The organism is Ruficoccus amylovorans (genome assembly GCF_014230085.1).
Classification (GTDB): Bacteria; Verrucomicrobiota; Verrucomicrobiia; order Opitutales; family Cerasicoccaceae; genus Ruficoccus; species Ruficoccus amylovorans.
On record NZ_JACHVB010000042.1, the window covers coordinates 13,153 to 33,807 of the forward strand.

18 protein-coding genes and 1 pseudogene are annotated in these 20,655 nt (G+C 59.6%); 10 read left to right on the forward strand and 9 right to left on the reverse strand.

Features of this window, described 5'->3' with window-relative positions; translation table 11 throughout:
- Positions 1 to 33: 33 nt before the first annotated feature.
- Both H5P28_RS14380 and H5P28_RS14385 read left to right on the forward strand, forming a co-directional pair.
- The gene (locus H5P28_RS14380) at positions 34 to 2,142 is read left to right on the forward strand and encodes a heparinase II/III domain-containing protein (RefSeq protein ID WP_185676406.1); all 2,109 of its coding nucleotides are present in this window, start codon (positions 34 to 36) and stop codon (positions 2,140 to 2,142) included.
- Between the two features lie 217 nt (positions 2,143 to 2,359).
- Positions 2,360 to 3,508 (forward strand): substrate-binding domain-containing protein, encoded by a 1,149-nt coding sequence (locus H5P28_RS14385; RefSeq protein WP_185676407.1) that lies wholly within the window; start codon positions 2,360 to 2,362, stop codon positions 3,506 to 3,508.
- A gap of 67 nt (positions 3,509 to 3,575) precedes the next feature.
- On the opposite strand, the gene H5P28_RS14390 is transcribed toward H5P28_RS14385, so the two are convergent.
- The 3 genes from H5P28_RS14390 to H5P28_RS14400 form a co-directional block, all read right to left on the reverse strand.
- Positions 3,576 to 4,781 (reverse strand): alginate lyase family protein, encoded by a 1,206-nt coding sequence (locus H5P28_RS14390; protein ID WP_185676408.1) that lies wholly within the window; start codon positions 4,779 to 4,781, stop codon positions 3,576 to 3,578.
- 116 nt (positions 4,782 to 4,897) lie between these two features.
- Positions 4,898 to 5,725, reverse strand: a complete 828-nt coding sequence (locus H5P28_RS14395) for a hypothetical protein (RefSeq protein WP_185676409.1) — start codon at positions 5,723 to 5,725, stop codon at positions 4,898 to 4,900.
- A 715-nt stretch (positions 5,726 to 6,440) separates the two neighbouring features.
- A complete protein-coding gene (locus H5P28_RS14400) occupies positions 6,441 to 7,394 on the reverse strand; it encodes a calcium/sodium antiporter (RefSeq protein WP_185676410.1) in 954 nt (317 codons plus the stop codon).
- Between the two features lie 234 nt (positions 7,395 to 7,628).
- Between H5P28_RS14400 and kdpB the strand changes: the two genes are divergently transcribed.
- Genes kdpB through kdpC form a run of 3 tightly spaced genes read left to right on the forward strand, consistent with a single transcriptional unit; the run spans position 7,629 to position 12,015 of the window.
- The gene (gene kdpB, locus H5P28_RS14405) at positions 7,629 to 9,689 is read left to right on the forward strand and encodes a potassium-transporting ATPase subunit KdpB (RefSeq protein ID WP_185676411.1); all 2,061 of its coding nucleotides are present in this window, start codon (positions 7,629 to 7,631) and stop codon (positions 9,687 to 9,689) included.
- A gap of 41 nt (positions 9,690 to 9,730) precedes the next feature.
- The gene (gene kdpA, locus H5P28_RS14410) at positions 9,731 to 11,422 is read left to right on the forward strand and encodes a potassium-transporting ATPase subunit KdpA (protein ID WP_185676412.1); all 1,692 of its coding nucleotides are present in this window, start codon (positions 9,731 to 9,733) and stop codon (positions 11,420 to 11,422) included.
- Positions 11,423 to 11,436: 14 nt separating this feature from the next.
- Positions 11,437 to 12,015, forward strand: a complete 579-nt coding sequence (gene kdpC / locus H5P28_RS14415) for a potassium-transporting ATPase subunit KdpC (protein ID WP_185676413.1) — start codon at positions 11,437 to 11,439, stop codon at positions 12,013 to 12,015.
- A 108-nt stretch (positions 12,016 to 12,123) separates the two neighbouring features.
- Here kdpC and H5P28_RS20020 read toward each other — a convergent pair.
- The 4 genes and pseudogenes from H5P28_RS20020 to H5P28_RS14435 form a co-directional block, all read right to left on the reverse strand.
- Positions 12,124 to 12,303: pseudogene (locus H5P28_RS20020) on the reverse strand (cation efflux transmembrane domain-containing protein); the annotation flags it as partial.
- On the reverse strand, positions 12,231 to 12,449 hold the full coding sequence (locus H5P28_RS14425) for a metal-sensing transcriptional repressor (RefSeq protein ID WP_185676414.1): 219 nt from the start codon (positions 12,447 to 12,449) through the stop codon (positions 12,231 to 12,233). The pseudogene H5P28_RS20020 and the gene H5P28_RS14425, both read right to left, overlap by 73 nt.
- Before the next feature lie 236 nt (positions 12,450 to 12,685).
- Positions 12,686 to 14,224: a sensor histidine kinase gene (locus H5P28_RS14430; RefSeq protein ID WP_185676415.1), complete on the reverse strand. Its 1,539-nt coding sequence runs from the start codon at positions 14,222 to 14,224 to the stop codon at positions 12,686 to 12,688.
- Positions 14,225 to 14,561: 337 nt separating this feature from the next.
- The gene (locus H5P28_RS14435) at positions 14,562 to 15,044 is read right to left on the reverse strand and encodes a VOC family protein (RefSeq protein WP_185676416.1); all 483 of its coding nucleotides are present in this window, start codon (positions 15,042 to 15,044) and stop codon (positions 14,562 to 14,564) included.
- Positions 15,045 to 15,298: 254 nt separating this feature from the next.
- Here H5P28_RS14435 and H5P28_RS14440 point away from each other — a divergent pair, with 254 nt between their 5' ends.
- Positions 15,299 to 15,733 carry a VOC family protein gene (locus tag H5P28_RS14440; RefSeq protein ID WP_185676417.1) on the forward strand — a complete coding sequence of 145 codons (435 nt, stop codon included), beginning with the start codon at positions 15,299 to 15,301 and terminating at the stop codon, positions 15,731 to 15,733.
- Positions 15,734 to 15,753: 20 nt separating this feature from the next.
- Positions 15,754 to 16,212: an SRPBCC family protein gene (locus H5P28_RS14445; protein ID WP_185676418.1), complete on the forward strand. Its 459-nt coding sequence runs from the start codon at positions 15,754 to 15,756 to the stop codon at positions 16,210 to 16,212.
- A gap of 52 nt (positions 16,213 to 16,264) precedes the next feature.
- Here the strand turns inward: H5P28_RS14445 and H5P28_RS14450 are convergent, their stop codons facing one another.
- Positions 16,265 to 16,603, reverse strand: a complete 339-nt coding sequence (locus H5P28_RS14450; protein WP_185676419.1) for a ferritin-like domain-containing protein — start codon at positions 16,601 to 16,603, stop codon at positions 16,265 to 16,267.
- A 200-nt stretch (positions 16,604 to 16,803) separates the two neighbouring features.
- On the opposite strand from H5P28_RS14450, the gene H5P28_RS14455 reads away from it, so the two are divergent.
- Positions 16,804 to 16,959 carry a hypothetical protein gene (locus tag H5P28_RS14455; RefSeq protein WP_185676420.1) on the forward strand — a complete coding sequence of 52 codons (156 nt, stop codon included), beginning with the start codon at positions 16,804 to 16,806 and terminating at the stop codon, positions 16,957 to 16,959.
- Between the two features lie 60 nt (positions 16,960 to 17,019).
- Here the strand turns inward: H5P28_RS14455 and H5P28_RS14460 are convergent, their stop codons facing one another.
- Entirely contained in the window at positions 17,020 to 17,943 is a 924-nt protein-coding gene (locus H5P28_RS14460) for a LysR family transcriptional regulator (RefSeq protein WP_185676421.1), read from the reverse strand.
- Between the two features lie 59 nt (positions 17,944 to 18,002).
- On the opposite strand from H5P28_RS14460, the gene H5P28_RS14465 reads away from it, so the two are divergent.
- On the forward strand, positions 18,003 to 19,007 hold the full coding sequence (locus H5P28_RS14465) for an ABC transporter substrate-binding protein (RefSeq protein ID WP_185676422.1): 1,005 nt from the start codon (positions 18,003 to 18,005) through the stop codon (positions 19,005 to 19,007).
- Positions 19,008 to 19,286: 279 nt separating this feature from the next.
- The gene (locus H5P28_RS14470) at positions 19,287 to 20,654 is read left to right on the forward strand and encodes a CmpA/NrtA family ABC transporter substrate-binding protein (protein ID WP_185676423.1); all 1,368 of its coding nucleotides are present in this window, start codon (positions 19,287 to 19,289) and stop codon (positions 20,652 to 20,654) included.
- Position 20,655: the final 1 nt, after the last annotated feature.

The following is a 20,655-nucleotide window of genomic DNA, read 5'->3' on the forward strand; positions in this document are numbered from 1 at the left end:
GATTTAATCCAAAAACAGAACTTGCCCAAGCAGATGATGAAAACCCACCTCATTGCCACCCTGTTGCTCTGCTGCGCCCTGCATCCGCTCAGCGCCACGAACCAATGGATCCGCCCCGCGGACTTACCCGAAGTCCCGCCGGAGCCTCCCCGCACCTGGATCCTCAAAGACCAGCAGGAACGCTTCGCCAAGTACTGCCTTGAGGGCGAGGATGCCCGTTTCTTTGCCAACCTGAAGGCCGACTTTGACCGGCAATACCTCCACGTGGCCTTTCCGGCTGAGCCGGAGTCCTTCGGCGATTCCAACCCAAGCACGCGCACTTCGGACAAAATCGACGCCTGGCGCGAAGCCCAGGACACCTGCAACCTCGCGGCCGGAGTCGCCAGTACCGCCGCCATCATCTGGCGCGCCACCGGCGAACAGGCTTACCTCGACAAAGCGCGGGAGTTCCTCCTCGGCGTGACCGAGTGGGACCTCGACGGGGCCACCAACATCCTCTATAATGACGAGACGAACTTCCGCCTCCTGCGCCTCCTGCCGGAAACCTATGACCAGATCCGCGACGAACTCACCCCGGAGGAACGCACGCGCGTGCTGGATATGTTCCGCGCCCGTGGCAACCTGACCTTCCAGCACATGCTCGACAACCGCACGGGCCTGGTCATCCGTAACTCCCTGCTTGTCGAGCCCTCCAGTCACCCGGTACGCTTCGTCCCCATGCTCGGGCTGATGGGGCTCGCCCTCTGGGACGACCTGCCCGAGGCGCAAGACTGGTTCGCCTTTGCCTACCGCTTCTACCGTGAACAGTTCCCCCCGTGGGGCGGCGACGACGGCGGCTGGGCCGAAGGGCTGGCCTACTGGCGCGGAACCATCGAGCATGCGTCCTTTCAGGACGGGCTCTGGCTCATCGGAGCCCCAGAAGCCTACGCCAATCCCTTCTGGAAACGCACCTTTTACTTCCCGGTCTATTTCCTGACCCCGTGGGCCTCCACCGCCTACGGTGATACCCCGCTGGCGGGCAAGATCGGCATGGAGCCCGGCATCCGCGACATCATTGTCCACGCGGCCAAGATCTATCAGGACGGCTACCTGAGTGCCTATGCCGCGCTTTACGAAGACCGGCATCCATTCCCGGAAAACGACACCGAGTTCAAGCTCTGGCGCAAGTACCCGATCCCGGTCGAATACCTGCTGCGCGACTTCCTGGTCAGCGATCTGCCGCTGCCGCCCGCGCTCGACCTGGACAAGCTTCCCGGCTCAACCTATCTCAAGGATATCGGCTGGGTGGCGATGCACACTAACCTGGGCTCGCCGAAAAAGGACATTTTCCTCCAGTTCAAGTCCAGCCCGTACGGCTCCTACAGCCACAGCCACGCTGACCAGAACAGCATCATCGTCAGCGCCTACGGCGAGCCCTTTCTGATTAACTCCGGCTATCGCGAATACCACCGCAGCCCCCACCATCAGGGCCACACCCGCCAGACGCTCTCCAAAAACAATCTCCTGATCAACGGCCAGGGCCAGCCGGCCCAGAATAAAATGGCCAAGGGGAAGATCACCGGCTACCAGGCGACCCCTGACTTCACCTGGGCGCGGGGCGACGCCACAGCGGCCTACAAGGCCAACCCGAAGCTTTCAAAAGTCCGCCTCGCCCAGCGCGAAGTCATTATGCTCCCCGACGGGTTGATCATTTCGCGCGATGAAGTACAGCTCGACGAGCCGGGCGTCGTCCAATGGCTCCTGCACAGTGTAAACGCGCCCGAAACCGATGCGTCCACCTCGACGGTCACACTTCACTCCGGCGACAAGGGTATGCGCGTCGCGCTGGCCTCGCTGGATTCGCCTCTGAGCTTCTCCGTCAGCGATACCTTCACCGTGCCGGTCGACCCCAAGTACCTGAACAAAGGCTACGTTCCACAGTACCACCTCACCGCGACGACCGAAACGCCCGCCGCCCGCCAAGTCATCTACGCGGTGATGACTCCGCTCGACGCGCCCGGCCACCCCGGAGCCACCATCCTCGACGCAGCCGATGACCACCTGAGCGTCGTCTGTGCCGACGGCGAGCGCTTCCGCCTCGTCTTCACGCAGGCCGGGCCGGAAAAACTAGCCATGGAGCCGACATCAGGAAAAACGAACTAGGCCGCGTGAACAAAATGCGGCACGAGCAGCCGCAGGCGTTTTCATCGGCCGACCCCTTTCTATGGGTTCAACCTAACGTGGTAAACGGCCCAGTTTACCACGTTGGGCTCCCCCTTCTCCCAAATACCTGGAAAATTTATAGTGCTTAAACGGTTTTCTCTACCGTTTTTCCGGCACTTAAGTTTGATCAAATGATTAAGAGTCCTTAATCAGAACCATGCCAGGTTTGCCCACACCTCCGCGTATCGCGCTCCTCATCCGCGCCCATCTGAGCATCAAACGCGAGATACTGGAAAATATCGGACAGTGGGTGGCTCACACCCGTTCATGGGAATTGGAGTATCTGGACGACGCCATTGACGCCAGGCAATGGGCCGTATCGGAGAGCGTAAGCGGGATCATCGCCTGGCCGGACAGCGATGAAAATATCAGCTTTCTCAGCCGATGCGGTCGCCCGGTTGTCACGCTTGGCAGCCTCACAGGAACCCTGCGACCCCGAATCCGCTTTGACAATCAGGCGATCGGAGCGCTCGCTGCCGAGCACTTCCTCCAACGCGGCCTCAGGCATTTCGCGTTCTACGGCGAGCGCATGAATTACAGCTACTGCACCGAGCGGTTGAAAGGATTTTCCCAGCGACTCAAAGCGGAAGGATTCACTCCGGCTGTGTTCTCCATGCAGCACGATTCACAAAGTCTGAAAAACGTCCTCGACCAGGCTTCAGGTTGGTTAAGGGATTTACCCAAACCCATCGGCATACTGGCGGATCGTGATGCCTCGGGTACGCATCTGCTAGCGATGTGCCAGCACGCCGGGATTCGCGTTCCGGACATGGTCGCCGTTTGCGGAGTAGGCGGTGATCGCATACTCTGTCGGCTGGGGACCCCCTCCCTCAGTTCCGTGCAACTGCCGGGTAAACAAATCGCGGAATGCGCCATTGATTTGATGAGCCGCATGCTCAATGGCGACAAGGTTGAGCCCACGACCACACTGGACGAATTCCGTATGATCGAACGCGCTTCGACCAACATGTTTGCGGAGGATGATCCGGTTGTTCACAAAGCACTGAGCCACATTCGTGACCACTATCACGAGACGGCAACGACAGATGCCATCGCCCGCGCCTGCGGGGTTTCCCGGCGCGTGCTTGAGCGTCGCTTCAAGAACGCCACCGCCCGAACGGTACAGAACGAAGTCCTACGCGTGCGGGTTATGCGGGCAAAAGATCTTTTACTCGATTCGGAGTATTCTGTGGCCCAAATCGCCGACCTTTGCGGCTTCACCGAACCCCAAAGACTCTCCGAAGCCTTCCGTCGCCACTTCGGGCGCAGTCCGAGTCAGATCCGAACGGGGAAACGGCCATCGTGACCCCGAGGACGGCCCGCTCTTCAGCCTGTTTGCGTGCTGACCCTTCGGGGCGAGGGGTTGCCTCCCACTACGGCAGCGGATCCGGCGGTGCCTGTGCTTCGACAGGTATCTCAGCATGCGTGAAGCTCAGGTAAGGGGCACAGTGCTCCATATGGGTAGGACGCTCGGTTGCGAGCGAAGCAGCGGCATCCGGGTTGCTCCAGCGCCCGCTGAGGATTTCATAATAACCAACGTAGTTGATCGCATGCAGCTGACTCAGGTCGCCCGTGTAATAAGGGAAACTTGCGGGATTACGCACCCATCCGGCCAAGGTGTCGAAAGCGGTCTGTAGCTTACGCCCATCTTTCGAGGTATAGTCGAAAAGATCGACACCATTGATCCGGGCGATTTCAGCGGCGATCACGCTTGCCCCGATCGTGAAGTGAGAATACCAGATGCCATGCTCCCCACGGCCCTGATTACGCCGCACCTCCTTGACGAGATGCCCCCGGTCATCCATCTGAATGGGGATCAACTCCATCCAACGGTGAGTGGCCTCATCAAACAATTGCTGATCCCCATTATAGGCGGCGATGGCAAATCCCAGAACAAGCCCCCAATTGCCCCAGTTATTATCCCTGTGCCATACAGGCCAGGTGCGCAGTTGAGTTTTCACGAGATTCAAATAATGCTGGAATTGAATCTCATCCTCCGCACTCCAGGCATCGGATCCACGCAGCAAATCAGCCGCGAAAATCATTGCCGGGAAATGGTAGCTGAAGCTTAAGCTGGAATCGTCTCCGGCCTCCAGTTGCGTGACCATCGTCCAGGCTCGCACCAAGCGGGCTGCCGCCACCGCATAGGCAGGGTCACCTGTCATGCGATAGGTCAGCGCCAAGGCGTATGCAATGTTGGCATCGTCGCGAAGCCCGTTCTTTGCCGCACGATGGCCCACCGTGTCCTGATAGAACCCCGGCACCTGCCAGTGCCCATCCACCGGCGTGTGGGGTTCGCGCTCCAGCGACGCATCGGCCAGCGATTTCATTTCCAAATAGGCGGAATAATTGGGCTCCGTGTGCGACGCGACTCTGGTCTGCAACTGCCTAATACGATCTGCGCTGAGAAACACGCCCTGCCCGGCAGCGACGGCGCCGTAGGATGCCTGAGCTATGCCAGAGACCGAAGCCATCGTGAACAGCAACCATCCAGCGATCAGGGATGTCTTGAGAGGGTGATGTAAGAAAAACATAAATTCGCCATCTTGGGAGCTCCACCATAAAACACAACGTACCATGAACGGATATTCCGAGGTAATATCCGCCCCCCACCGTTGCCCTCATCCAGCGTCACTGGTGGGAAGGAAAGATAGAGCGCTGGCTTTAAAAGCCCAACTGGTACCAACCGCGCACCCTATCGGATGCGACGCAGGCAAGCTATTGAGAGAATGCCAAGGCCAATGATAAGCGCATTGGTTTCAGGCTCGGGAATCACAGCCACCGACAAATCGCTCACACTAAAGCTACCTCCATCGCCCGCCTGTCCCAAAGGTGTACCCGCCGCAAAAAACTGAATAGCATCAAAAGAGAACACACCGTTTGTATCGTCCACCACATCGGTGAAGCTGTACGCTCCGATCGACCCGCTAATCGTAACGCCCGTCGCGGTTCGGGTGACGGACAGCTCTCCGGCGTAAGTCCCGTTATTAAGCGGGTTCGTCACGTTGTCATAGGTTAAAGTGCTGATCGTGGGATTGGCACTGCTCGCCATGACAATGTCGTTCGTCCCTTGTCGATCCCGGAGCGTCAGCGTCGGGTTTGTCCCGCCCGCAAGACTGGGTGCCCAAATGGAATACCCGGTCCATCCCGAATTACCCGAAACCGAGTAGTTGTTGCCGGTGGTTTGGCTATCTCCCGTATTCATCAATCCGAAGCGGAAAGCATCGTTTGCATTTTTACCTGCGCCTTCTCTTTGATAATTGAAAGTGACGTTAAAAGTCATCTGAAGCGTTTCACCTTCGGCCAACGTCAGCGGCGTGGCCCCAGGTGCAAAATAGGTCGTCGCCGTCGAGTTGCTCTGAACATCGACTTGATAGGTAAACCCGGTGGCATCGCCATTCGTGATCGGTGTTCCGTCCTGCGCGCCGAACGCCCAATCGCCGGTAAGGGTTTGGGCGCTGAGCGAGACAGTCAAAGACGTCATGAATAAAGACAGGGCAGAAAGGATAATTCGCTTTTTCATAGATCGAGAGTATAGCATGGCCGTGCCCTAAAAAACTAACGTAAATACGTATTTAACTTACGTATTTACGCCAACTCCGTGACCGCATGAAGCTGTCAACCACCAGATATTTCGGGCTGAGTCAGGGTCGGTGAGACGGGACTTTTCCGAGGCAGGATTGAGGTTTTGAGACGAGGTGAATCAAGATTCATCGAGTCGAAAAACATCGAGTCCAGACCGGGAAGACCCATTTTAGGCCGCTTTGAGCGTTTACCTGAACAGGCCCTGGGTATGGAAATAGTGTAACCTAAACGTAATTTTTATGTCAGATATTTTTTAATAAAAAACACTTTTCATGGGCAGCGAGAGTTTTAGGGTGCCGTCAGGTGGACCTAAAACATAGGAAGCCGTGGGGCGTTGTTCACGGGAATTGAGCCCGATCAGCGGAGCCCCAGCAGGCAGGGAGGAAACTGCTTTCGGGTAATGGGTATGCGGGGAAAACGCTGAGGCATTCCCATTGGAGCGGCCTCTGTCATCCGGAAAAGACTTGTAGCCCAACGCGGCCAACAGGCAAATGGACAGCCACCACACTGCGCCCCAATGGCGGTGTGACGAACCAGAACCCTTTGTTTGAAATCGCGACTTCAATGAAAAATCCTAGTGGCATTCAGCGAAAGCCTTTGGGCGTAGCAAGGCCAATATCGGCTATGCCCCTCGGTGCCGCAGGAGAGCATTCTCACGCCGGTTGCGGCCAGAGCATCCACAGGTACAGACCGTAAACAGCCAGCAACAGCAGACCTTCCAGGCGGATGAGTCGTCTGCCAGTGTAGAGAAGGGGCAGCAGCAATACCGTGAAGACGATGACCATGAGGGTATCGAGCGGCTGAATGCCGGTGGCGTGTATGGGGGCGACCAGACCGCTGATACCGAGAATCCCGAGGATATTAAAGATGTTGGAGCCCACAACATTGCCGATGGCGATGTCCGGCTGCCTGCGCAGGGCGGCGATAACCGAGGTGGCCAGCTCCGGCATACTGGTTCCGGCGGCGATGATCGTCAGGCCGATGACCGCATCACTGACCCCGATCTGACGGGCGATGAGCACCGCATTGCGAACCAGCAGGTCGGAGCCGAAAATCAGCAGGCCCAGTCCGGCTACGATCAGGGCAAGATCGATGCCCCAGTGATGCCACGAGATTTTAGGCGCATCCAGCAGCAAATCGTTGTCCGTCTGTGGCGGCTCTTTGCGGGCCTGCCGCAGATTCAGCAGGATGTAAACGATGAGAGCCGCCACGAGCAGGGCGCTTTCCGGTCGGGTGACGGTTCCACCCAACAGGATCAAGGGAAGTGCCAGAGCGACACCGAGTGCGATGGGCGCATCGAATCGGATGACTTGCAGGTGAACCCGAATCGGGCAAATCAGGGCGGTCAAGCCCAGGATGATCCCGATGTTGAAGGAATTCGAGCCCAGCACATTGCCCAGCGTGATGTCGCCCTGACCGTTCAGTGTTGCCTGGAGGCTCACTACCAGTTCGGGGGAGCTGGTCCCGAAGGCGACGACAGTCAGCCCGATGACAAGGGGGCTGACCCCGAAACGGGCGGCGAGTGTCGAACTTCCGCGCACGAGCCCTTCGGCCCCGATAAAAAGCAGCGCGAGCGATAGGCAAACCAATAGGACAGGGATGAGCATGAGAACTCCGGTTGCTGAAAATCAGAACGCTTTTCGGGCATTTGCAGGGCGGTGACAAGCGGCTTTAGTCCACGGCTTGCGGAAATGTCCGTTATTTGCGGCGATCCCACTGGTAAAGTGGGCAAGGCCTACGGAGCCACATTCAATTTTTTCATGGGCATCTTAACAAAATCTTAATGGAAATGGCCCCGGTCTTAACTACCCGCTCGGGCGGCGGTGCGATAGACTGGGGGCATGGCAAACAAAGTGTCACAATCCCCGTGGTCCGGTGCGTTGCTGAGGGCGGCGTCGCTGGAGGGCTGGAAGAAGATGGACCCCCGGGTGCAGGTGCGCAACCCGGTCATGGCTGTGGTCTGGCTGGGAGCCGTGGTCCTGACCGTGCTGCTGCCTTTTCATTTCTCGGGTTTCAACCTGCAAATCGCGCTCTGGCTGTGGCTCACGCTGTGGTTCGCCAACTTCGCCGAGGCCGTGGCCGAGGGCCGGGGCAAGGCCCAGGCCGCCTCGCTGCGCAAAGCCAAGACGACGCTCCAGGCCCGCCGCCTCAAAGAGGACGGCAGCGAGGAGGCCGTTTCGGCGGCCGACCTGGCCAAGGGCGATCGCTTCGTCTGCGAAGCCGGGGACCCGATCCCTGCTGATGGCGAAATCATCGAGGGCATCGCCACGGTGGACGAGAGCGCCATCACCGGGGAGTCCGCGCCGGTCATCCGTGAAAGCGGCGGCGACCGCAGCGCGGTGACCGGCGGCACGCGGGTACTCTCTGACCGGATTGTGGTGCGCGTCACGGTGGAGCAAGGGCAGAGCTTTCTGGACAAGATGATCGGCCTGATCGAGACGGCCAAGCGCCAGCGCACGCCGAACGAGGCCGCTCTGGGCATCCTGCTGGTCAGCCTGACGGTCATCTTCGTATTGGTCGTTTTCAGCCTTCCGTTGATGCTGAAATACCCGGCCTTCGAGGGCGTCCAGATCACATTGCCGATTCTGGTCGCCCTGCTGGTGTGCCTGATCCCGACCACGATCGGAGCACTCCTGAGCGCGATCGGTATCTCCGGCATGGACCGGCTGGTGCGGCATAATGTGCTGGCCATGAGTGGCCGTGCTGTCGAGGCCGCGGGCGATGTCGATGTCCTGCTACTGGACAAGACCGGCACGATCACCCTGGGCAACCGGCAGGCGACGGAGTTCGTCCCGGCCCCCAGTGTCGAACCGCAGGCAATGGCCGACGCCGCCCAACTGGCCTCCCTCGCAGACGAGACGCCGGAAGGCCGTTCGGTCATGGTGCTGGCCAAGAACAAATTCGGCCTGCGGGGTCGCGACCTGCATGCGCTCGATGCCACCCCGGTCAAGTTCACCGCCGAAACCCGCATGAGCGGACTGGACATTCATTCGAGGGGCGGCGTGCGCAAGCTGCGCAAGGGTGCGGTGGAGGCGATGGAACGATTCGCCCAGCGCAGCGGGATCACGCTCCCGGCGGAGGTCAAGGCCGCCGCCGAGCGTATCGCCCGCGACGGCGGCACCCCGCTGCTGGTGGCCGACGAAACGAAAGTCTATGGCGTCATCCACCTCAAGGATGTGGTCAAGGGCGGCATCCGGGAGCGCTTCGAGCACTTGCGCCGCATGGGCATCCGCACGATCATGGTCACCGGCGACAATCCCGCCACCGCCGCCGCCATCGCGGCTGAGGCCGGGGTGGACGACTTTATCGCGGAGGCCAAACCGGAAGACAAGCTCGGGCGCATCCAGCAGGAACAAGGCAAGGGGCATCTGGTCGCCATGATGGGCGACGGCACCAACGACGCCCCCGCCCTGGCCCAGGCCGATGTCGGCGTGGCCATGAACAGCGGGACGCAGGCCGCGCGCGAGGCGGGCAACATGGTCGATCTGGACAGCAACCCGACCAAGCTCATCGAGGTGGTCGAGATCGGCAAGCAGCTCCTGATGACGCGCGGCTCGCTGACCACCTTCAGCCTGACCAACGACATCGCCAAGTATTTCGCCATCCTCCCGGCGATCTTTATCGGGCTGTTCGCCTCCCACGGGGCGGAAGGCCCGCTGGCGGCGCTCAACATCATGGGCCTGCATTCGCCGCAGTCGGCGATCCTGAGCGCGGTTATTTTCAACGCGCTGGTCATCGTCGCCCTCATCCCGCTCGCGCTCAAGGGCGTGCCTTACAAGCCCATCGGCGCGGCAGAGGCCCTGCGGCGCAACCTGCTCGTGTACGGCCTGGGCGGGCTCATCGTGCCCTTCGCGGGCATCAAGCTGATCGACCTGATCGTGGCCGGACTCGGCCTGGCCTGAACTCCTGTCCGCAGACACTGAACCCGAACCATTTTCATACTATGAGCGCGATACTCTTTATGACCCTCGTCATCGGCGGGACGGCCCTGCTGGCCTGGCCGCTGGGACGCCACCTGAAATGGGCGATGGACCCGACTCCCTCGCTCGTCAGCACCCGCAGCAAGATCGACCGTCTGTTTCTGCTTGTCGGCGGGAAGGCGGTCGGCAAGCCGCAGGGCTGGAAACAGTACACGCTGTACCTGCTGGTCTTCAACGCGGTGATGTTCGGGCTGGCGTTCGCCCTTCTGGCCTGCCAGCAATCCCTGCCGCTCAACCCGGACGGCAAGGGTGCGCTGGATGCCAGCCTGGTTTTCAACACGGCGGTCTCGTTCACCACGAACACCAACCTGCAACACTACTCGGGCGAGGTCTCGCTCAGCTATTTCTCTCAGCTTTTCGCGCTGATGTGGCTTCAGTTCGTCTCGGCGGCCACCGGCATCGCGGCCCTGGCGGCGCTGGCACGCGGCCTGTCCGGGCGCAAGCATCTGGGTAATTTTCTCATGGATGTGCAGCGGGCCACCTTTTTAGTTCTGCTGCCGCTGGCGGTAATTTTCGCCGTGCTCCTGGTACTCGGCGGTGTTCCCATGACGCTGGAAGGCTCGGCGGTGGCGACCACGCTGGAGGGCATCCAGCAGACTATCGCCCGGGGGCCGGTGGCCGCCTTTGTCGCGATCAAGCAACTCGGCACCAACGGCGGCGGCTTCTTCGGCCCGAACGCCACCCACCCGCTGGAGAACCCGGGTCTTTTCACCGACGTGCTGTCGATGGTGATGATCATCCTCATCCCCATGGCCTGTGTGTGGATGTACGGACGGATCGTCGGAAGCCGCCGGCACGCCGCTGTCATTTTCGGGGTGATGCTCGCGCTCCTGCTGCTCAAGGCGGGCTCGGCAGTTTATTTCGAAACGGCGCCGACGCAAGCCTTAGCCGGGCTCCCGGTCGAGCAGACGGTTGGCAACCTGGAGGGCAAGGAACTGCGCCTGGGCGCGGCCACCGGGCCGCTCTGGGGCGTGCTGACGACCTCGACCAGCAACGGCTCGGTCGGAGCCATGCAGAACAGTCTCAACCCCTTGACCGGGCTGTGCGCCCTCGTCGGCATGTGGCTCAATGCGACCTTTGGCGGCGTGGGCGTCGGCATGATCAACATGTTTGTCTTTATCGTTATCGCGGTCTTTGTCGCCGGGCTCATGGTCGGGCGTACGCCGGAGTACCTCGGACGAAAAATCGAGCCCCGCGAAATGAAGCTGGCGGCCATCGCCCTGATTTGCCACCCGCTCTTCATCCTCGTGGGCACGGCGCTGTTCGCCGCCACCGCCTGGGGCATCGACACGGTCAACAACGCCGGGCCGCGCGGGTTCACCGAGATTCTCTACGAGTTCTCGTCGGCGGCGGCCAACAACGGCTCGGGCTATGAAGGGCTGGGCGACGGCACCGCTCCCTGGAACATCGCCACCGGGCTGGTCATGCTGCTCGGGCGCTACCTCCCGATCATCCTTCCGCTGGCCATCGCCGGTTCGCTCGCGGCGAAAAAGCCGGTGGCCGAATCCGCGGGCACCCTGCGCACGGACGGGCTCACCTTCGGCATCATGATGCTCGCCACGATCATCTTCATCGGGGCGCTGACCTTCTTCCCGGTCGCGCTGCTGGGGCCCATCGCCGAGCATCTGGCCTATATGCATTACCCCCTGATTTGAAAGGAACACCAGCCATGACACTCCTCATCAGCTCCCTGCGCATCGTACTGGCCTCGCTCATCATCTGCGTGCTCGGTTACGCCGGGCTCATCCTGGCGATCGGGCAAGCCGTCACCCCCGCAACCGCCAACGGCAGCCTGATCACCGGGGCGGACGGGCACGTCGTCGGCAGCCGCCTGATCGCGCAGCCCTTCACACGGGCGGATTATTTCTGGCCGCGACCCTCGGCGGTTGATTACGACGGCGCTGGGGCGGGCGGCAGCAACCTCGCCCCCACCAACTCCGCTCTCGCCGAACGGGCGGCTCCCGTTCTCGTCGCACTCGGAGCCTCTCCGGAGCATCCCGCCCCCGCCGACCTCGTGACGGCTTCCGGGAGCGGGCTGGACCCTCACATCACCGAGGAAGCCGCGAAATACCAGCTCGCCCGCGTGGCGGCGGCGCGGCAGCTTGCCCCGGAGCAGGTGGAGGCGCTGATCGAGCGGCTGTCCTTCACACCGGGCGGCGTTCTGACCGGCACGCCCATCGTGAACGTGCTTGAGCTCAACCTCGCGCTCGATGCCCTGGGCGTAGAAAAACAGGAACCGGCCTCATGAAGCCTCCCCGTGTCTGTGTGGTTGGTCTTGGCCGCTTTGGTGCGGCGCTCGCGTTGGAATTGGTTCGGCGCGGCTGCCGCGTCACCGCTGTCGATTGCCGCAAAAGCCAGACCATTTGGCCACCAGCAGGGAACCGACAATGCCCATCAACGGGTCCATCCAGAGCCACCCGGCATACTTGGCGGCCAGTAGCGCAACGATGGCGGTGAGCGAGGTCAGGGCATCCGCGAGGACATGCAGATAGGCCGAACGCAGGTTGTGATCGTGATGGTCATGGTGATGATGGTCTGAATTTCGCGGGCGGCATCACGGGCGGTTTCCGGCGTCTCCGGGAGACTGATCAGATGATGTTCAAGGTGCTCGGTCAGCAGTTCCTTAGTGAGGGCATTGAGAGCGCCGCGACAGGCCGCGACCGTCGGAGGATCGTGTAGCAATCAGTTTCATCACCCAGCATTCACTCAATCGCTTCGGCTTGTCCTTTGATCCGGCGTATCCGCGCGATCACCTTAGGATTGTTCGGTAAGTGTGACATGCCTGTTTCTATACTGGAGTATAGTATATAGACAATAAAATGCCCCTCTTTAAAGCAATTTACCGGCTCAAAGCATACGACTCTTCCTCATCCTCGAATTAATCGAATGATCAATCACCACCAGTCTCTCTTGGCCGCTCACTCCGGAAAGGTGAAGACAAACTCACTGCCCTTGCCGAGCGCGCTCTTTACCCCTACCCGACCTCCGTTTCGTTCGGTAAAATCTTTAACCAAAAGCAGTCCGAGGCCGGTGCCGTTTTCACTGCGCGTTCCCAGCGTGGAGCTATTCCCGCGAATGAGAAAGAGCTTGCTTCGAGTCTCTTCACTCATGCCGACTCCGGTATCTTTAATCGAGAGGGTGATGGTCTTGTCGTTTTTCCAAGCTGAAACAACGACGTTGCCACCGTCTTCGGTGAACTTGAGCGAGTTGCTGATGACATTATTCAAGATAACAATAAAAGTGGCACGATCAACCTGAAGCGTCATCCCGGCCGGGACCTGGTTGATCAGGGTGATGTTTTTGACTTTTGCCGCGGCGGCATGAGAGGAGATGGCACCTTCCACCGCTTCAATCAACTCTACGGATTCCTTTTGAATCTTGATCTTATCACTTTGCGAGCGGGCCCAATGCAGCAGGTTTTCCAGCAGTTCGAAGGTGATTCTCGAAGATCGGTCGATCTCCTTAATAAACTGTAGACGCTCCTCATCGTCAAACTTGTCGTAGTCCTCGGAGAGGATGTAAGAATAGCCCAGAATGGCGTTGAAAGGGTTCCTCAAGTCATGGGCGATAATGGAGAAAAAAGTATCCTTGGTCTTGTTCGATTCCAGCAGCTCTTTGTTCACATTGTCGATCGAATCAATCTTCTGCTTCAGTTCGCGGGCCATCTGGTTGAACGACCCGGCCAGCATTTGTAGCTCCCCTTTCGTGTCGAGCTCAACCGTCGTTTCGAGATTTCCGCGACCGATTTCGTCCGCACTCTCTACCAGCTTCATCAATGGTTTTGAGATCGAACGGGAGATCAGCAGTCCAATTCCCAATGAGAGAAAAATGCTCAAAACCGATAGATAAACCCCCAACCGGATCGCCGTCTTCACCCGGTCGTTCAACTGCTCGATTGCCCATTGTATCTCTGCTTCCGACCCGGATGTCAATTCAGCCGCTATCGCTTGCATATCGCGAGCCAACGGTTCCAAAACTTCCTCGAACTGCTCATCTGCCTCCTTGGACTTCTGCGCGCCTTGCAAGGTGAGTAATGTGTCCAGTGACTGAAAGAAATCCGGCACGCGTGCGAGCAAAGCATTCAGCCTCTCCAGCTCTTCCAACTGCTCTTCATCCTCCCCCTCGCGCTCGAAGCCCAGATAAGTCGCCACTCTCAACTCTTCCAACGAGGCTTTCAACTTTGGGATCAAACTTTGAATGTCTTTCCTGGCCAGCTCAATCTCGTCCGGTCTCTCGGCAACTTCGGCCTCCAATAAAATCTCCCGTACATTCGATTTGATCCGTTGCAGCAAATACGAAACGCGATAAGATTCCATCATCTCCTTACGCTTCGAGAGTTCCAGATCGTCAACCTGGCGAATGATTCGAATATTTTCCCGTAAGGAATTAAAATCCACCGCCATCATGATGGCGGTGACCAGAATAAATCCGAGTATGATCCTCTTCCAAATCTTCATGTCTCAATATTTACCGATACCCCGTTCATCAAGGACGCTCAAGTGGGCAGTTAGAGTGGGCACGACTATGATCAACGACTCCAATGGGTTGTAAGCGTCTTACCGGGCAAATGTCGAGTTCTATGGGACAAATAGGATTCAGCCAAGCCCCTCCTTATTTTCGAAATCGGGCCACCCGCAGCTTTGCCTGTTGGCCATAGGAAGCAAACGGTATCGCCAAGATGTACAAGACGGCGATTAGGCCAAGGAGTGTATGCGGCCAGGTTAGCCTTTATACATTTATGACAATGCCAATAGCGCTTTTTTCGTTACTACCAAGTTTATAACCGCCCCAATATTACGCGCTGCCGTTCACCGCTTGCTCCAGGGCGGCGATGTCGATCTTGACCATGGTCATCATCGCTTCCATGGCACGTTTGGCTCGGACCGGGTCGGGATCGGTGATCAATTCGAGCAGGCGCTTGGGGACGATTTGCCAGCATAGGCCCCAGCGGTCCTTCAGCCAACTGCACGCGATTTCCTCTCCCCCCTCACTGAGTGCCGCCCACAGCCGATCGACTTCCTTCTGGTCATCGCAATGGATTTGAAAAGACACCGCCTCGTTGAACTTGTGGTGCGGACCGGCGTTGAGGCCGACGTACCGCTTGCCGGCCAGGGTGAAGTCAACGGTCAGAACACCCCCGGCCGGTACGCTTTCGGTATCAACCGGCGAACGTAAAACGCGCTCGATCCGGGAATCGGGCAGCAACGAGACATAGAATGTGGCAGCCTCTTCAGCCTGCCCGTCGAACCACAAGCACGGGGTGATTTTATCCTTCATGACTTGCATTGTTATGACGGTTTACCGGATTTGCAAAAGGTGAGAGGCACTTTCGGCACCTTTCCGGGCAAACAACAGCCGGTCAAAGGGTATTCTGGGTGAATTTCCGGGCCGATCTGGGGTCCCTATGTAAAAAGACGGAAAATCATTGGAAAACGGTAGGCACGGGTGGCGTCATTCACATACTCTATGAGACCGGCGTAATCCTTCGACAGGCCCCCGGACGAACCTCTCACACGTAACCCTCCCTAATCATGAAAGATCTCAAAATCCAGCCTTACCTCATCTTCAACGGCCAGTGCGAGGCCGCCATCGACTTCTACCGGCAGGCGCTCGACGCCGAGGTGGAGATGATGATGCGATTCAAGGAATGCCCCGATCCGTTACCGGATATGAACATGGACGAAATCGGCGAGCGCATCATGCACGCGTCCTTGCGTGTGCATGGCAATGTTCTCATGCTCTCTGACGGCTGCGGCGAAAGCGGAAAATTCGAAGGTATCTCGCTCTCGATCAACCTAAAGGACACGGAAATGGCCAAGCAGCTATTCGATAATCTGGCCGCCGACGGCAAGGTAAACATGCCGTTGAGCAAGACCTTCTGGTCGCCGTTATTCGGGATGGTCGAGGACCGCTTCGGCGTTTCCTGGATGGTCAATATCGAGGCCGAGCAGAATGCCGGTGCTTAACCTCAAAACAGATATCATCGATGAGCACTTCAGACATCCACCGCGTCGAACTGCACCGCGTGCTGCGCGCTCCGGCGGAGCGCGTTTACCGCGCCTTTCTCGAACCGTCCGCCCTCGTCAAATGGCTGCCGCCGAATGGCTTTACCGCCACCGTCCACGAATCGGACGCGCGGGTCGGCGGAACGTTCAAGATGTCCTTCACGAACTTCACCACCGGCGAGAGCCACAGCTTCGGGGGCAAGTATCTCGAACTGGTTCCCCATGAACTGATCCGTTATACGGACGAGTTTGACGATCCTGCCCTGCCGGGCGTAATGGAGTGCGAAATTCGCCTGAAATCCGTCTCATGCGGCACCGAACTGCGCGCCGTCCAGGACGGCATCCCTCCTCAAATACCGGTCGAAGCCTGCTACCTGGGCTGGCAGGAATCGCTCGTCCTGCTGGCGAAACTGGTCGAAGCGGAGATTGGCGAACCCTGATCCACGAGCGGTGGGGGCCGATTGGCGCAAGAGCCTGGAGCTCCCGCGCCTGTCAACTCCAGCTTTTGCCTAGGAAACGGTACATGGTCTGGCCGTGGCGTTCTTCGTCTGCGGCCTGTTCCTCCATCTGTAGCTTGAGGGACATGAGCCCTTCGCCACCCGCCATCTGGGCAAGCTTGCGATAGTTGCCGCCGTCGATTCTCCCTTCGTCGGCGTCGTGCTTCAACATTTCTTGCACCGATCCTTCGGGCGGCGTCAGGTCCGGCTCCAGTTGCGGTTTTCCACCGAGCGTTACAATCTGATCGGCGAGGTATTGGGTGTGCCGGAGTTCATTGGTGACCTCCTCGTGGTACATTTCCCGGACGCGTTCGTGCGCTTCTCCGCGAACCAAAGCCGCTTAGGGTCATATAGCGAAGAAAGGTCGTCATTTCGCGGTTCAACTGAGCGTTGAGTTTTTCCAATAGCGCTTCGTTACTCATGTGCATTGAGGGTTGTTATTAAGTTCTGAGTCAGAAGTGTCTGCATGCAAAGTAATGTGCCGGTTGTGAGCGGTTGACTGATGTTTTCGAGGACTGGGTTTTATTCGCACAGATGCTCAGGCGGCCCGGGGCCAGATGGTCTCGATTTCATGACGCGCTGGCCGACCTGGAGCAGAATATGCACCAGCACGTCCACACGGAAAACAACGTCCTCTTCCCCAAAGCCCTCCGGCGCGAAGCCGAACTGACCAGCAGCACACTGGCATAAACGTCGCGCCGTCCTCATGCTTGAGCGCGTGGGGGCGGCGCCTTGCAGTGGGCGTCGCGACTATCCGGGCTGACCCGCCAGCACGGAGCCTTCGAGAGCCTCCAGGCAGAGCCCGACAAAAGTTTCCTCGAACAACGTGAGCTGGTGCTGACGCGCCCAGTAGATTTTCCAAAGCCGCTCGATCGTATGCCCGTTCACAGGGCGCATGACCAGCGAGCCCTCGTCGAGTTCCTTTTGCACCGCCCACCGGGCCATGAAGGCGACCCCCTGCCCGATTTTGACCATTTCCTTGACCGCATCTATGCTGCCGACTTCGAGTATCTCGGCCGCACGAACGCCCTGACTGCGTAGCGCATCAAGTACCACCTTGTCAGTACGGCTTTCGTTCCCATACAGGTGGAGGGTCTCTCCCTCCAGATCGATGATCTTCAGTTGGCGCCGGGCCGCCAGCGGGTGAAAGACCGGCAGCACGATTTCCAGCCGGTCAGTGAACCAATCGCAGGCCGCCACCTCGACGGGTTCGCGCTCCAGCGCCACCGACAGGACCAGATCGACTTCCCCGCCGCGGAGGCGCTCCAGGTTCAGCGCCTCCCGGTCCGAGCGCACCAGGATCGAACAGCCCGGAAAGCTCTGCTTGAACTCCCGGAGCACCTCCGGCAGCAGCAGGTGGCAGCAGGCGGGGCTTGCCCCCACGCGCAGGCGTCCACGCCCCCACCCGTCCACGTCCGACAAGCGAGAACGGATGCCCTCCATCCGCGCCAGGATCTCTGCGGCTTCGCGGATGAGGTACTCTCCCACGGGCGTGGGCTTGATGTAGCGCCCGCTGCGCTCGAACAGCGTCTGCCCGGTCTCCTTCTCCAGAGCTTTCACCGAATGGCTGACTGCGGACTGTGTCAGGTGCAGTTCCTTGGCCGCCTCGGTAAAGCTGCGCGTGCGGGCTAGGGTCACGAGGGTCAAAAGCTGGCGACTGTCAAAAGGATTCATGGGGCGAGGACTCTGGCACGCAATCCGCTAGCATGTCCTGTTCCAATCCCCGCGCTCCCGTGGCCCAAAGAATTTCCGACATCCTGCGCATCGGCATCATCCGGCTCTGCGACGTCGCCCCCTATCTCATGGCGGCGGAGCTTGACCTGTACCGTCAGGCCGGGCTACGAGTGGAGCTGGCCTTCGAGCTGGGCTGGGCCTCCATTAAGCACAAGATTGCTTATGGCGAGCTCGACGCCGCTCAAGCACTGGCTCCCCTGCCGCTGAGCATCGCGGCCGGGTTCGGAGTCGCCCCCACGCCCTGCCGGGCACTGACCGTAACCAGCCGACTGGGTAACGCCCTAACGCTCTCACGCGGCATTCAGGAGCGCGGCGTGCGCACCGCCGAGGACTTCCGACGCGACGCCCGCTCCCCCACCCGCACTCGCCACTACACGCTCGGTATCGTATCGCTCGATTCGTCCCACCACTTTCTCCTGCGCCAATGGCTGCGGCAAACCGGCCTCGATCCCGATCACGATGTAAAAATCGTCGTCGTCCCGCCCGGCCAGGCCCTGCGCAACCTGCGCGCACAGACCCTCGACGGCTACTGCGTAGGCGAGCCCTGGAACAGCCTCGCCGTGCGCGAGGGGCTGGGCTGGTGCCCGGCGCTTAGCCACGACCTCGTCCCCGGCCACCCGGAAAAAGTCCTGCTCGCCTGTGAAAGCCAGCTCGCCGCCCGCCCCGAGCAATTCGCAGCGCTCACCCAAGTGTTGACCCAGGCCTGCATGTTCTGCGCAAATCCGGAAAATATTCCCCAGATCGCCCGCACCCTGCGCCGCAAGAGCATCCTCGGTCCGGCCGCAACGGGCGTGGAAAAAACGCTCCGGGGAGAATTCGACCGAGGCAACGGTCAAGGCCTTCAGATGGAGCCGGTCATCGATTTCGGATGCGAGGGACGTTTCACACCGGATGCCAGCGACCTCGACTGGATACAACGGGGTGCCACTGATGCAGGCTGGCTCGCCCTCGGCGAACATGAACTGAAAAGCCTGGCGGAACGCGTTTACGCCCCACTCGGCTAACCGAGCAGTCGTCGCCCTCAGGCGGCCACATCGCTGCCTATTTTCTATACACGGTACGCGGCCCTGATCCATGAGGCGCATTCATGCTGCGGATAAGGCACTTCTGCGCCCACACCGAGAGCGCTTACTTCTCGGGTCACACCCCATGCATGAATCATATTCATACACTTCATTAAAACAATGACGCGCACAAATATGATCATTAGCGGCGATTGGCATGCCTATTGCAAAAACTTCTGGCGCAACACCACACCGACACATCCACCTGCTACACGGCTCATGAAAATCACACGTCAAATACTCGCGCATGCGCTGCTGGCCCTCGCGCCGCTGGCCGTCACCGCCGCCACTCTTAATCTGGAAAAGGATCAGCTCAAGTTTGGCTTCATCAAGCTGACCGACTGCGCCCCGCTGGCCATCGCCAAGGAGAAAGGCTTCTTCGAGGACGAAGGGCTCCAGGTCGAGGTCATCGCCCAGCCCAACTGGAAAACGCTGCTGGACAACGTCATCAATGGCAACCTCGACGGTGCGCATATGCTCTCCGGGCAGCCGCTCGCCGCCACCATCGGCGTCGGGACACAGGCCGACATCGTCACCGCCTACACCCTCGACCTCAACGGCAACGCCATCACCGTCTCCAACGCGATCTGGGCGGAGATGCAGGCCAATGACTTCGACCTCGACAGCCCGCGCCCTGAGCACCCCATCAGCGCCGACGCCCTGCGCCCCATCGTCAGGGAAAAGCTCGACGAAGGGCAGAAGCTGCAAATGGGTATGGTCTTCCCTGTATCCACGCACAACTACGAGCTGCGTTACTGGCTCGCCGCCGCGGACATCAACCCGGGCTTTTACACCCCCACCGACAAGGGTGGCCGCACCGACGCCGAGGTCGAGCTCTCCGTCATCCCTCCCCCCATGATGCCGACCGTCCTCGAGGCCGGAAACATTCAGGGCTACTGCGTGGGCGAGCCCTGGAACCAGCAGGCCGTCGCCAAGGGCATCGGCGTGCCCGTCGTCACCAACTACGAGATTTGGAAGAATAATCCCGAAAAGGTCTTCGGCGTCACCCGCGAGTGGGCCAGCACAAACCCCAATACCCACATAGCCGTGGTCAAAGCGCTCATCCGCGCGGGCAAATGGCTCGACGAGACCGACAGCGCTGGCAACTACGTCAACCGTGACGAGGCCGCCCGCATCCTCTCCAAGCCCAACTACGTCGGCGCGGATTACAACGTGATCAAAAACTCCATGACGGGCACCTTCACCTTTCAAAAAAGTGACCGTCGGAGCATGCCCGATTTCAACGTCTTCTTCAAATTCCACAGCAGCTATCCCTGGTACAGTGACGGAGTCTGGTTCCTGACGCAGATGCGCCGCTGGGGCCAGATCGGTGAGGCCAAGCCCGCCTCCTGGTACACCGAGACCGTGAAGAAAGTTTACCTGCCCGAGGTGTACCTCGCCGCTGCCCGCCAGCTCCTCGACGAGGGCGAGATCGAAGAGGCCGACATCCCCTGGGACACCGACGGCTACCGGCCCGCCACCAGCGACTTCATCGACGGCAAAACCTACGACGGCCGCGACCCCATCGGCTACCTCAACTCCTTCACCATCGGACTGAAAGACCCCGTCGGCCTCGCCCGCAATTAAT

What these genes read in the sequence shown, in the direction of transcription:
- H5P28_RS14440 (WP_185676417.1), top strand. Translation starts at nt 15,299, where the DNA reads ATGAAAGATCTCAAAATCCAGCCTTACCTCATCTTCAACGGCCAGTGC.
- H5P28_RS14460 (WP_185676421.1), bottom strand. Translation starts at nt 17,943, where the DNA reads ATGAATCCTTTTGACAGTCGCCAGCTTTTGACCCTCGTGACCCTAGCC.
- H5P28_RS14380 (WP_185676406.1), top strand. Translation starts at nt 34, where the DNA reads ATGATGAAAACCCACCTCATTGCCACCCTGTTGCTCTGCTGCGCCCTG.
- H5P28_RS14470 (WP_185676423.1), top strand. Translation starts at nt 19,287, where the DNA reads ATGAAAATCACACGTCAAATACTCGCGCATGCGCTGCTGGCCCTCGCG.
- H5P28_RS14445 (WP_185676418.1), top strand. Translation starts at nt 15,754, where the DNA reads ATGAGCACTTCAGACATCCACCGCGTCGAACTGCACCGCGTGCTGCGC.
- H5P28_RS14390 (WP_185676408.1), bottom strand. Translation starts at nt 4,781, where the DNA reads ATGGTACGTTGTGTTTTATGGTGGAGCTCCCAAGATGGCGAATTTATG.
- H5P28_RS14430 (WP_185676415.1), bottom strand. Translation starts at nt 14,224, where the DNA reads ATGAAGATTTGGAAGAGGATCATACTCGGATTTATTCTGGTCACCGCC.
- H5P28_RS14400 (WP_185676410.1), bottom strand. Translation starts at nt 7,394, where the DNA reads ATGCTCATCCCTGTCCTATTGGTTTGCCTATCGCTCGCGCTGCTTTTT.
- kdpC (WP_185676413.1), top strand. Translation starts at nt 11,437, where the DNA reads ATGACACTCCTCATCAGCTCCCTGCGCATCGTACTGGCCTCGCTCATC.
- H5P28_RS14455 (WP_185676420.1), top strand. Translation starts at nt 16,804, where the DNA reads ATGCTCAGGCGGCCCGGGGCCAGATGGTCTCGATTTCATGACGCGCTG.
- kdpA (WP_185676412.1), top strand. Translation starts at nt 9,731, where the DNA reads ATGAGCGCGATACTCTTTATGACCCTCGTCATCGGCGGGACGGCCCTG.
- kdpB (WP_185676411.1), top strand. Translation starts at nt 7,629, where the DNA reads ATGGCAAACAAAGTGTCACAATCCCCGTGGTCCGGTGCGTTGCTGAGG.
- H5P28_RS14395 (WP_185676409.1), bottom strand. Translation starts at nt 5,725, where the DNA reads ATGAAAAAGCGAATTATCCTTTCTGCCCTGTCTTTATTCATGACGTCT.
- H5P28_RS14385 (WP_185676407.1), top strand. Translation starts at nt 2,360, where the DNA reads ATGCCAGGTTTGCCCACACCTCCGCGTATCGCGCTCCTCATCCGCGCC.
- H5P28_RS14435 (WP_185676416.1), bottom strand. Translation starts at nt 15,044, where the DNA reads ATGAAGGATAAAATCACCCCGTGCTTGTGGTTCGACGGGCAGGCTGAA.